8 protein-coding genes are annotated in these 12021 nt (G+C 66.4%); 4 read left to right on the plus strand and 4 right to left on the minus strand.

Annotation, left to right across the window (positions count from 1 at the left end):
* Positions 1 to 28: 28 nt before the first annotated feature.
* The 4 genes from QXZ94_RS24795 to QXZ94_RS24810 all read right to left on the minus strand — a co-directional run bounded on the left by QXZ94_RS24795 (position 29) and on the right by QXZ94_RS24810 (position 6458).
* Positions 29 to 1492 (minus strand): trehalose-6-phosphate synthase, encoded by a 1464-nt coding sequence (locus QXZ94_RS24795; RefSeq protein ID WP_315722781.1) that lies wholly within the window; start codon positions 1490 to 1492, stop codon positions 29 to 31.
* Between the two features lie 210 nt (positions 1493 to 1702).
* Positions 1703 to 2527 (minus strand): trehalose-phosphatase, encoded by an 825-nt coding sequence (otsB, locus tag QXZ94_RS24800; protein WP_315722783.1) that lies wholly within the window; start codon positions 2525 to 2527, stop codon positions 1703 to 1705.
* 3 nt (positions 2528 to 2530) lie between these two features.
* Positions 2531 to 4036, minus strand: coding sequence for an MFS transporter (locus tag QXZ94_RS24805; RefSeq protein WP_315722785.1), 1506 nt, complete (start codon positions 4034 to 4036; stop codon positions 2531 to 2533).
* Between the two features lie 382 nt (positions 4037 to 4418).
* Positions 4419 to 6458, minus strand: a complete 2040-nt coding sequence (locus QXZ94_RS24810; RefSeq protein ID WP_315722787.1) for a HAMP domain-containing methyl-accepting chemotaxis protein — start codon at positions 6456 to 6458, stop codon at positions 4419 to 4421.
* Positions 6459 to 6746: 288 nt separating this feature from the next.
* On the opposite strand from QXZ94_RS24810, the gene QXZ94_RS24815 reads away from it, so the two are divergent.
* The 4 genes from QXZ94_RS24815 (at position 6747) to QXZ94_RS24830 (ending at position 11793) form a co-directional block, all read left to right on the plus strand.
* Positions 6747 to 7232, plus strand: coding sequence for a (2Fe-2S)-binding protein (locus QXZ94_RS24815; protein ID WP_012030407.1), 486 nt, complete (start codon positions 6747 to 6749; stop codon positions 7230 to 7232).
* Between the two features lie 107 nt (positions 7233 to 7339).
* Complete coding sequence (locus QXZ94_RS24820; protein ID WP_315722793.1) at positions 7340 to 9685, plus strand: xanthine dehydrogenase family protein molybdopterin-binding subunit; 2346 nt, start codon at positions 7340 to 7342, stop codon at positions 9683 to 9685.
* A gap of 19 nt (positions 9686 to 9704) precedes the next feature.
* The gene (locus QXZ94_RS24825) at positions 9705 to 10505 is read left to right on the plus strand and encodes a xanthine dehydrogenase family protein subunit M (protein ID WP_315722795.1); all 801 of its coding nucleotides are present in this window, start codon (positions 9705 to 9707) and stop codon (positions 10503 to 10505) included.
* A 175-nt stretch (positions 10506 to 10680) separates the two neighbouring features.
* Positions 10681 to 11793: a CaiB/BaiF CoA-transferase family protein gene (locus QXZ94_RS24830; RefSeq protein ID WP_315722797.1), complete on the plus strand. Its 1113-nt coding sequence runs from the start codon at positions 10681 to 10683 to the stop codon at positions 11791 to 11793.
* Positions 11794 to 12021 lie beyond the last annotated feature (228 nt).

Consider the following 12021-nt stretch of genomic DNA (forward strand, 5'->3'; position numbering starts at 1 on the left):
CGAGGCGCCCGCATGGCTGCGACCCGCGTCAGTGGTAACGGGCGCTCGATGAGGCGAGGCGGCTGGTGAGAAAGCCCGCCGGCGCCGCCGGCAGAGGTCCGATCTCGACCGACTCCGCGGCCTCGCTGTCCTGCAAGGAGTCGAGAAAGTCCGCGAACCATTGCTGAATCGAATGGCGGCGCAGCTTGGTCATCAGGATCTCGTAGCGCATCCGGCGCTCGTTGAGCGGCATCGCGAGCGCCATCGCAATGGTGCGGGCCATGCCGTCGATGTCGTGCGGATTGACCAGCAGCGCGGCATCGAGCTCGTTGGCAGCGCCGGCGAACTTCGACAGCACGAGCACGCCGGGATCGACCGGACTCTGGGCGGCGACATATTCCTTGGCGACGAGATTCATGCCGTCATGCAGCGGCGTGACGACACCGACCTGCGCGCTGCGATAGAGGCCGGCCAGCACGCCCTGGCCATAACCCTTGTTGAGATAGCGGATCGGCGTCCAGTCGACCTCGCCATGGCGGCCATTGACCTCGCTGACGAGGCGCGCGACCTCGCTCTGCAGATGGCCATAGGCCTCGATCGATTCGCGCGACGGCGTCGCGATCTGCAGCAGCGACGCGGCGCGCAGCAGGGTCGGATGCATCGTCCACATCCGATCGAACGCGTTGATGCGGTTGACGAGCCCCTTCGAATAATCGAGCCGGTCGACGCCGATCGCGAGCTTCTCGCCATGCAGGCTGCGGCGCAGCCGCGACACGTCGGGATGCGACGCCGCCTTGGCGGCGGATGCAGCGAACTTGTCGGCATCGATGCCGATCGGGAACACCGCCAGTCGCGTATGGCCGTGCCGCGACCTGACCACCCCATCGCGCACTTGCACGCCGAGATCGGCGCGGAGGCAGGCGGTGAAATTGTCGCGATCGTCCTCGGTCTGAAAACCGATGAGGTCATAGGCGAGCATCGCGGTGACGAGCTCGCGGTGATTCGGCACGCTGTCGATGACGCTGCGTGCCGGCCAAGGCGTGTGCAGGAAGAAGCCGATCCGGCTCTTCACCCCGAGCGCGCGCAGCTCCGCACCGAGCGACAGGAAGTGATAGTCCTGAATCCAGAACAACGTGTCGGGCTTCTGGAACCGCAGTAGCGCCCGCGCGACGAACGCATTGACCTCACGATAGGAATGGTAGTCCTCCTGCGAGACGCGGATCAGATCGGTGCGGGAGTGGAGCGCCGGCCATAGCGCCGAATTGGCGAAACCTTCGTAATAGCCGGCATAATGCGCCGCCGGCAGATCCAGCAGTGCCAGCGCGCCTTGGCCGAGCTGCTCGACCTGCGCAATGGGTTCCATCTGCGCACCATCGCGCACACGACCCGAGGAACCGACCCACACTGCCCCAGAATTTTCAACAACGGGCAGCAGAGCTGCCGCAAGTCCGCCGGTCATTGGCTCGTTGGCTTTGCCACGGGCCACCCGATTCGAAACCACGACGAGGTTCACAGCTCCCCTCCTGTTGGTCATGTCGGTTAACAACCGTTCATCAATATGGTTCCGGGCCACCCTTTCAACCAATTGAAACCAAATTCAGGCAAGCCCGCGGTGTAATCACAGCGGGAAGCAAGTCAGAACATTTCTAATCAATGACGATGCATGGAGACGCGAACGCCATGCATGTGGAACTACTCAAGGAACTAACTACGCGACTGACAGTCATCGCGAAGCGAGCGAATTAGTTCCACTCCCTGCGAGCCGGGCGAGGAAGGCGCGCACGTCGTCCGGTGCATCGAAATGTCCGTCGACGCCGAGCGCGCGGCGGCCGACCGAGAACGACAGGCCGGCGAAATCGGGCATGATTGCAAACACGGTTTCATCGGTGACATCGTCACCGATGAAGAACGGCTTGCGGCCCGCGAAGGGCGCGTGCCGCATCAATTCGCGCACGCCGCTCGCCTTGGTGAAGCCGGCGTGCTTGATCTCGCAGACGCATTTGCCGGGCAACACCTCGATCGGCGCACCGGGCAGCTCGGCACGAATGCGCGACACCTCCTCGTAGATCGCCTTCTCCGCCTGCGGCGCGAGACGATAATGCAGCGCCAGCGAATAGCCCTTGTCCTCGAGCAGAATGCCGGGGCTGAGCCGTGCGATTGCTGCCAGCCGGCGCTTGAGCTCCTTGTCGAGCGGCGGCGCCCTGACGGCATCGGCCTCGCTGCCGCCGGCGAGCCGCATCTCCGCGCCATGACCGCCGACGGCGGGATACACCTCGGGCGCAAAGATCAGGTCGATGTCGTTGAGCGAGCGGCCGGAGACCAGCGCCAGTGCTCCAGAGGTTCGCTGCAGCAGGAGGTTCAACGTCTCGGCCAGCCCCGGCGGCACCCACACCTCGCGCGGCGTCGGCGCGAGATCGAGCAGGGTGCCGTCGATGTCGAGCAGGATCGCGACCTCGCGCAGATGCGGCACCAGGCTCGCGGGCGCCGGAACGATCTCCGGGGGCTCGGACGTGACAGGCACGGTGAGGTCGGAATTCTCGGACATCATCAACTACTCCATCACGGCGAGCGGGCGCGCGACCTGCTCGAGCGATTTGCGCTCCGCCGCGACCGCATATCGCCAGGCGACCAGCGCCGCCACCCCCATCAGCGCTGCGCCGAACAGATAGCCGGCAAACACGGCGCCGCGCGCGCCCGAATCAAGCAGCGCGCCGAACAAGGCGGGGCCGGCGACGCCGCCAATCCCGGTGCCGATCGCGTAGAACAGCGCAATCGCGAGCGCCCGCACCTCGAGGGGAAAATTCTCCGACACCGTGAGATAGGCGGCGCTTGCCGCGGGCGAGGCGAAGAAGAAGATCACCATCCAGGCGGCGGTCTGCGTCTGCGCGCTCAACACGCCGATCGAGAACAGATAGCCGGTGAGCGCCAGCAGCAGGCCGGAGATGCCATAGGTGAAGGTGATCATGGCACGCCGGCCGAGCGTGTCGAACAGACGGCCGAGCAGCAGCGGGCCGAGCACGTTGCCAGCCGCAAAGGGGAGGATATACCAGCCGACGTGATCGGACTTGATGCCGTAGAAGTCGGTCAGCACCAGCGCGAAGGTGAAGAAGATCGCGTTGTAGAAGAAGGCCTGGGCGATCATCAGCGTCAGCCCGACGAGCGAGCGCTGGCGGTAGACCGAGAACAGCGTATGCGCGACCTCGCGCAGCGGCGTGTGATCACGCATTCGCAAACGGATCTTCGGCAGGGACTTGGCGCGCTCCTCGCGGTCGTGGCCCGTGACGTCGCGCTCGATCGCGGCGACGATGTCATGCGCCTGCTCGGGATGGCCATGGATCATCAGCCAGCGCGGGCTTTCCGGGATCCACATCCGCATGATCAGCACGAGCAGGCCGAGGCAGGCGCCGATGCCGTAAGCCAGCCGCCAGCCGACATCAGGGCCGGCGAACGCCGGATCGAGCAGCACGATGGCGCCGACCGCGCCGAGCGCGGCACCCAGCCAGAAGCTGCCGTTGATCATGAGGTCGGTCCAGCCGCGGTAGCGGGCCGGCACCAACTCCTGGATCGTCGAGTTGATCGCGGTGTACTCGCCGCCGATGCCGGCGCCGGTCAGGAAGCGAAACAGCGCGTAGGTCGCGACATTCCACGACAGGGCAGTCGCAGCGGTGGCCGACAGATAGAGCGCCAGCGTCATGAAGAACAGTTTGCGGCGACCGATGCGATCGGTCAGCCAGCCGAAGCCGAGCGCGCCGATGACGGCGCCGGCGAGATAGGCGCTGTTGGCGAGACCGATGTCGAGATTGGAGAAGTGCAGCGCCGGGCTCTGCTTGAGCGCCCCCGACAGCGCGCCGGCGAGCGTGACCTCAAGCCCGTCGAGCACCCAGGTGATGCCGAGCGCCAGCACGACCCGGGTGTGAAACGGGCTCCAGCGCAGGTCGTCGAGCCGCGAGGGAATATTGGTCTCGATGATTCGATCGCGGACCGGCGCGGCGCCGCCGGATTGCGGCGCGGGGGTGACGAGGCGGAGATCGGCTGCGGAGGCCTGTCGGGGTGCCATGGAATCCCACTGCGACGGCGCGGGTCGCACCGCATGCTTGACCGGAGAGGGTGGAGCAAATGCGGCAGCGATCTCCTGCCGCTGCGACCCAACGTCTCGGTGAGCGGGGGGTTCCCGACCGCAGGCGAGGGAACTCGGCCAAGGCAGCGATCGGTCTAAGGTGGGCGCGCGATGTCAGCTGTCGTCCCGGGCAAGCGAGCGCGACCCGGGATCCATACCGCGTGATGTGAGATTGGGCCGCGCGACTAATACCACCCGCCCGACGCCCGGCACGGCGCATGGATCCCGGCGTTCGCCGGGATGACAGCGGAGGGTTTGGCCGCGAGCCCGCAAACGCATGTGCCAGCCGCGTGGAGGACAGCGGCCGAGCCGAGGCGCGGCCTCAAGCCGCCCGGATGTTGGCCATGAAGCGGTTGAGCTCCTCGCGCAGGCGGGCGCTTTCCGAGGACAGCGACTGGGCCGAGCGCAGCACCTCCTCCGAGGCCTCGCCGGTCTGGGTCGCGCCGCGATTGACCTGAGTGATGTCGGTGGCTGCGGCCTGCGTGCCGGCCGCGACGCTCTGCACGTTCCTGGCAATCTCCTGGGTCGCTCCGCCCTGCTGCTCGACGGCGGTGGCGATCGAGGAGGCGATGGTGGAGATCTGGCGGATGGTGCCGCCGATCTGCTTGATCGCGGCAACCGATTCCTGGGTCGCAGCCTGCATGCCGGAGATGTGGTTGGAGATGTCGTCGGTCGCCTTGGCGGTCTGCTCGGCCAGCGACTTCACCTCGGAGGCCACGACGGCGAAGCCGCGGCCGGCGTCGCCGGCGCGCGCCGCCTCAATGGTGGCATTGAGCGCGAGCAGGTTGGTCTGCTCGGCGATCGCGGTAATCAGCTTGACGACGTCGCCGATCTCCTGGGCCGCGCGCGACAGCTTGCCGATGCGGCCGTCGGTCTCCTCGGCCTGCATCACCGCGGATTCGGCAATGCGGCTGGACTCGCGCACCTGCCGGCCGATCTCGTTGACCGAGGCGGACAGCTCGTCGGTGGCGCTGGCCACCGAGTGAATCCGGCCGGTCGCCTGATCGGAGGTGCCGCTGACGCGGCTCGCCAGCGACTGCGTCGTCTCGGCGGTGCGGGTCAGGGTCGAGGCGGCGTGCTCCAACTGCTCGGCCGAGGTCGAGACGTTGGAGACGATCGAGCCGACCGCCGTCTCGAATTCGTTGGCGAAGCGGATCAGCTCCGCCCGGCGGGCGGCGCCGGCGGCCTTGTTCTGGGCGTCCTGCGTTGCCGCGTCGCGCTCGGCCTTGGCCACGGCCTGGAGCTTGAACTCCTCGACCGCGGACGCCATCTCGCCGATCTCGTCGGCACGCCCGAGGCCGGGCAGCCTGACGTCGAAATTGCCGGAGGCGAGCTCGCGCATCGCCTTGCACATCGTGATCATCGGCTTGGAGATGCCGTTGCCGAGCATCAGGGCCAGCGCCGCACCGAGCGCCAGGCCGCCGACCGCCAGGATCGCGATCAGCCGTTCGATCTCCGTGATGGTGGTATTGGTTGACGCCTCGATGCGCTGCTGGTCGGCCGCCAGTCCGGACCTCAGCCCGCTGGAGAGCGCGAGGATCTCGGTGGCCGCGCCGCCCATGTCCTGCACCAGCTTCGCCAGTGCCTTGGAATTGTCCGAGAACTTGATGAAGGCGGCGCGGTATTGCTTGATGAGCTCGCCGAGCTCGGTGACGCGCTGCGTGATCTTCTCGTCATTGGCATAGATCGTGACCAGCGACGTTTCCAGGAAGCGCGTCCTGGCAATGGCGCCATCAGCGGTCTTCTGATCCGGCTTGGCCAGGAAGGTGCCGACCAGGGCGGAGGCGGTCAGATATTGCCCGGTCAGGTCCTTGGCCGTGGTCTGCACGGAAGGCAGGCCCGCCAGCGCGGCCGTGTCGGCGAGATCATCGAATTTGAAGCGGATCTTGTTGCCGACGATTCCGATCTGATCGGTCGCCAGCTTGGCGTTGTCGCGGGTCAGGCCGACGATGTCGGAGAAGATCTTGGCAAAGGTCTGAAACTGCGTCTGCAGCTTGCCGAGCTGCGCCCGGCGCTCCGCCGTGCTGGTCGCTGCCATCGACTTGTCGATCGCAGCCTGCAACGATTGTTGGGCTGCCGTGGCCGCCGCCTCGTCCTCGGGCTTTCCGGTCAGCGCAAAATAGCGCGCGAGGGCCTGATAGGAGATGAGCTCGCGGTCGATCGTCCTGGCCACATCCGCCTCGGCGACGCTTCCCCGATAGGATGCGACGGCCGCCGCGACCTGCTCGAACCCGACATAGGCGAAGCCGATGCTGGCGGCGGAGATCGCCAGCACGACCGCAAAGCCGAGGAAGATCTTGGCGCGAAAGCGCAGGGTCAGAAAATTGCCACGCCGCGACCGCGGCGCCAGATGCGCAGACATTCCCACCCCCGAGAGTCCATTCTTAATATGGCCGGAGCCATCCCGCGTGGATGCAGAGCACCCCAGCGTGATCAAAACTACGTCACAATGGCTAAGGGTCAGTAAATGAGCAGCATCGGCATACTGCGCTGGCATCCGGCCTGCCGGGCAGCCGCCACACAGATGCGACCGAATCGCCGATGCCTCGCGCAAGACGTCGCAATGACACCGCGGACGAAAATTCGAGTTGCAAAGTCCTGAGGGCGCTGTTTCTAATCAGAATAAGAATAATTCATCGGGAGGTTACTCGTGTCGACAGTCAAATTGACGGTGAACGGCAAGGCGGTCTCGGCTGAGGTCGAGGATCGCACCCTGCTGGTGCATCTGTTGCGGGATCATCTCAATCTCACCGGCACCCATGTCGGCTGCGACACCAGCCAATGCGGCGCCTGCGTCGTCCATATCGACGGCCGGGCCGTGAAGTCCTGCACCGTGCTGGCCGGCCAGGCTGCCGGCGCCAACGTCACCACCATCGAAGGCATCGCCAAGGGCGACGAGCTGCATCCGATGCAGGCGGCGTTCCGCGACAATCACGGCCTGCAATGCGGCTATTGCACGCCGGGCATGATCATGTCGGCGATCGATATTGTGCACCGCCACGGAGGCCATCTCGACGAGGCCACGGTGCGTGAGGAGCTGGAAGGCAACATCTGCCGCTGCACCGGCTATCACAACATCGTCAAGGCCGTTCTCGACGCCGCGGGCCGGATGAAGGTCGCCCAGGCCGCCGAATAACAAAGGCAGCCGTCGGCTTTCGACGTCTTTCAATCAATACCGAGACCACGACCGCTGCGCGCGCTGGCCGCGGCGGGACAACAAACTCCGGTAGGGGAGAGATTCGCATGGGTATGGAAGGCATTGGCGCAAGCGTCGTCCGCAAGGAGGACAAGCGTTTCATCACCGGCAAGGGCCGGTATGTCGACGACATCAAGCTTCTGGGCATGACCTATGCCCATTTCATCCGCAGCCCGCACGCGCACGCCAAGGTCAAGAGCATCGACTCCTCGGCCGCCGAGGCGATGCCGGGCGTGGTCGCGGTGCTGACCGGCAAGCAGATCGTCGACGACAAGGTCGGCAATCTGATCTGCGGCTGGGCCATCACCTCCAAGGACGGCTCGCCGATGAAGATGGGTGCATGGCCGGCGATGGCGCCGGAGACCGTGCGCTTCGTCGGCCAGGCTGTGGCGGTCGTGATCGCCGACAGCAAGAATCTCGCGCGCGACGCGGCCGAGGCCGTGGTCGTCGAGTATGAGGAGCTGCCGGCCGTCGCCGACATGCCCTCGGCGCTGAAGCCCGGCGCACCGCAGCTGCACCCCGAGGCGCCCGGCAACGTCGTCTATGACTGGCATATCGGCGACGAGGCCGCGGTCGGCGCCGCCTTCTCAAAGGCCGCGCACGTGGTCAGCCTGGAGCTGACCAACAACCGGCTGGCGCCGAACGCGATGGAGCCGCGCGCGGCGATCGCCGACTATGATGCCGCCGAGGAGCACTTCACGCTCTACACGACGTCGCAGAACCCGCACGTCGCCCGCCTCGTGCTGTCGGCGTTCTACAACATCGCCCCGGAGCACAAGCTGCGCGTGATCGCGCCCGACGTCGGCGGCGGCTTCGGCTCCAAGATCTTCATCTATCCGGAAGAGATGGTGGCGCTGTGGGCCTCCAAGAAGGTCGGCCGTCCGGTGAAGTGGACCGGCGATCGCACCGAGGCGTTCCTCACCGACGCGCACGGCCGCGACCACATCTCCAAGGCCGAGATGGCGTTCGACGCCGACCACAAGATGCTCGGCTTGCGGGTCAAGACCCACGCCAATTTCGGCGCCTACATGTCGCTGTTCTCGTCGTCGGTGCCGACCTATCTGTACGCGACCCTGCTGTCGGGCCAGTACAACATCCCGGCGATCTACGCCGAGGTGATGGGCGTCTATACCAACACGACGCCGGTCGATGCCTACAGAGGCGCCGGACGTCCCGAGGCGAGCTATCTGCTGGAGCGGCTGGTCGAAACCGCGGCGCGGCAGTTCAAGATGGACCCGGCCGAGCTGCGGCGGAAGAACTTCATCACCCAGTTCCCGCACCAGACCCCGGTGATCATGGCTTACGACACCGGTGACTTCAACGCCTCGCTCGACGCGGCGATGAAGGCGATCGACTATGCCGGCTTCCCGGCGCGCAAGGCGGCCGCCAAGGCGCAGGGCAAGCTGCGCGGCATCGGCCTGTCCTGCTACATCGAGGCCTGCGGCATCGCACCGTCGAAGGCGGTCGGCAGCCTCGGCGCCGGCGTCGGCCTGTGGGAATCGGCCGAGATCCGCGTCAACCCGGTCGGGACCATCGAGGTCCTCACCGGCTCGCACAGCCACGGCCAGGGCCACGAGACCACCTTCTGCCAGCTGATCGCCGATCGCCTGGGCGTGCCGATCAGCCAGGTCTCGATCGTCCATGGCGACACCGACAAGGTGCAGTTCGGCATGGGCACCTACGGCTCGCGCTCGGCGGCCGTCGGCCTCACCGCGATCCTCAAGGCGATGGAGAAGGTCGAGGCGAAGGCCAAGAAGATCGCGGCGCATGCGCTCGAAGCGTCGGAAGGTGACATCGTGATCGAGAACGGCGAGTTCAAGGTGACCGGCACCGACAAGTCGATCGCGCTGCCGATGGTCGCGCTCGCCGCCTACACCGCGCACAATCTGCCTGACGGGATGGAGCCCGGATTGAAGGAGAGCGCCTTCTACGATCCGACCAACTTCACCTTCCCGGCCGGCACCTATATCTGCGAGCTCGAGGTCGACCAGGCCACCGGCAAGACGTCGTTCGTCAACTTCGTCGCGGCCGACGATTTCGGCCGGCTGATCAACCCGATGATCGTCGAAGGCCAGGTCCATGGCGGTCTCGTCCAGGGCATCGGCCAGGCGCTGCTGGAGCATGCCGTCTATGACGGCAACGGCCAGCCGGTCACCGCGTCCTTCATGGACTACGCGATGCCGCGCGCCGACGACGTGCCGTCGTTCAAGCTGAGCCACACCACGACTCTCTGTCCGGGCAACCCGCTCGGCGTGAAGGGCTGCGGCGAGGCCGGCGCGATCGGCGCCTCGGCGGCCGTGATCAACGCGATCACGGATGCGATCGGCAACAACAAGCTGGAAATGCCGGCGACCCCGGACCGCGTCTGGCACGCGATCCACGGCAACGCCTGATCGAACCGGAGGAGCAACCATGTACGAGACGACCTATCATCGCGCCTCCTCGGTCGACGAGGCCGCGGCGCTGTTCTCCAAGGGCAGCGAGGCCAAGTTCCTCGCCGGCGGTCACACCCTGATCCCGGTCATGAAGCAGCGCCTCGCCTCGCCGTCCGATGTCATCGACATCGGCAAGATCAAGGACCTGATCGGCGTGCAGCTCTCGGGCGACACGCTCGTGATCAAGGCGGCGACGACCTACTACGACATCATGACCAATGCCGATGTGAAGAAGGCCATCCCCGCGATCGCCCATCTCACCTCGGTGCTCGGCGATCCCGCGGTGCGCGCCCGCGGCACGATCGGCGGCTCGATCGCCAACAACGATCCGGCAGCCGATTTCCCCGCAGCGCTCGTCTCGCTCGGCGCCACCGTGAAGACCAACAAGCGGTCGATCTCGGCCGATGATTTCTTCAAGGGCCTGTTCACGACGGCGCTGGAAGACGGCGAGATCATCACCGAGGTGTCGTTCCCGGTGCCGGAGAAGGCGGGCTACGCCAAGATGCGCCACCCGGCGTCGCGCTTCGCGCTGACCGGCGTGTTCGTCACCAAGACCAAGGGCGGCGATGTCCGCGTGGCCGCCACCGGCGCCTCGCAGAGCGGCGTGATGCGGGTCTCCGCGATCGAGGCGGCGCTGAAGTCCAACTGGTCGGCCTCCGCGCTCGACGGCGTGAGCGTCTCCGCGAGCGGCCTGCTCAGCGACATCCACGGCTCGGCCGACTACCGCGCCAATCTGGTGAAGGTGATGGCGCAGCGCGCGGTGCAAGCCGCGGGCTAGCGTGCGCGACGCGGATCATTCCGCATCGCGGCACGACAAATTCCACACGGCGCGCAGTGATGCGCGCCGTTTGCTTTGCGGCATACAGCGCGCTTGCGTTGGTGAGAGGCACGCGGGACAATTGCGGATCAGGAAACGCAAGCGACAAGACGCGCGAAGCCAAGGACACAACGACGTGCTCGACAAGACCGCCCCTCACAACCAGACCCGCGCCACCGGCCCGCTCGCAGGATTCCGCATCGTCGAATTCGCCGGCATCGGACCTGGACCGTTCGCTTGCATGCTGCTGGCCGACATGGGCGCGGAGGTGGTGACGCTGGATCGCGTCGGCGCGCGCAAGAATATGAAGTCGGTTGCCGGCCGCGGCCGCAAGGTGATCGAACTCGATCTCAAGGACAAGGCGGTCATTGCCGACGTGCTCGACCTGCTCGCCGGCGCTGACGCGCTCATCGAAGGTTTCCGTCCCGGCGTGATGGAGCGTCTCGGGCTCGGCCCCGACGTCGTGCTCGCGCGCAACCCCAAGCTGGTCTACGGCCGCATGACCGGCTGGGGCCAGGAGGGCCCGCTCGCGCAGGCCGCCGGCCACGACATCAACTACATCTCGATCACCGGCGCGCTCGCCGCGATCGGACCCAGGGAGCGCCCGGTGCCGCCGCTCAATCTGGTCGGCGATTTCGGCGGCGGTGCGCTCTACCTCGTCGTCGGAGTGCTTGCTGCGCTGTTAGAGGCCTCGAAGTCCAGCAAGGGCCAGGTGGTGGATACCGCGATGTGCGACGGCGCCGCGTCGCTGCTCGCGATGTTCTTCGACCTCACCGCGATGGGCCGCTGGATGGAGGGGCGCGAGCGCAACTTCCTCGATGGCGGCGCGCATTTCTACGGCGTCTACGAATGCGCCTGCGGCAACTTCATCTCGATCGGCTCGATCGAGCCGCAATTCTACGCGCTGCTGCGCCAGCACGCCGACCTCAGCGATCCCGCGTTCGAGGCCCAGATGGATCCGCGCGCCTGGCCGGCGCTGAAGGAGAAGCTGGTCAGCGTGTTCAAGAGCAAGACGCGCGAGGAGTGGTGCGCGATCATGGAAGGCACCGACATCTGCTTCGCCCCGGTGCTGACGATGTCGGAGGCGCCCAAGCACGCCCACATGGCCGCGCGCGGCGTGTTCGTCGAGCGGCACGGCGTCACCCAGCCAGCGCCCGCGCCGCGCTTCTCGCGGACGCCGTCGACCATCCGCGAGCCGGAGGTCGCGGAGATCGGCGCCGTGGTAAATGCGTGGAAGGCGGGGCGGTAAAGCGCAGCGTCGCGGACATGCCGACCATGGCCGTCGCAACCATCCCATCGGAATGAGTTGAGCGCGCTCGCGCCCCAATCTCGTGTCATCCCGGCGCACGCCGGGATCCATAACCACCGTCGGTGGTGAGGCAAAGATCGTCTGCCACCATGCCCTACTGAGACATCACGCGGTATGGGTCCCGGCGTGCGCCGGGACGACACTGCTTGTAGAGCGGCAGTGCGCCTC

It is taken from the genome of Bradyrhizobium sp. SZCCHNS2022, from assembly GCF_032377575.1.
Taxonomy (GTDB): domain Bacteria; phylum Pseudomonadota; class Alphaproteobacteria; order Rhizobiales; family Xanthobacteraceae; genus Bradyrhizobium; species Bradyrhizobium aeschynomenes.